Here is a 244-nt window from a genome sequence, read left to right as displayed (position 1 = left end):
GCGAGCCCGGCGGTCTTCCTGGTGTACGGGAAGTCGACCGCCTTGGCCAGCACGTCCGGCCGCTCACGCCCGTACGCCTTGACAAATCCGGTCACCGAGCCGCCGAGCGGCGCGGTCGCGCCGTCGGCGTTGTATCCGTGGTAGCCGCCCATCCGGGTGCCGGAGACCAGGAACGTTCCCTGCGGCCCCAGCTGACCGGCCCGGTCGAGCCGCCGGACCACGGCGTACAGGTTCTTGACCCGCC

The 244-nt window shown here is 72.1% G+C and carries 1 protein-coding gene; it reads right to left on the bottom strand.

The features are described 5' to 3' along the window. On the bottom strand, positions 1-244 hold a 244-nt coding region (locus RAD04_RS39075), incomplete at both ends, for a hypothetical protein (RefSeq protein WP_461628022.1).

This window comes from Bradyrhizobium sp. 25ACV, from assembly GCF_054863005.1.
Note: the sequence above shows the minus strand (reverse complement) of the source record. Positions and strands in the feature narration are given on the sequence as shown.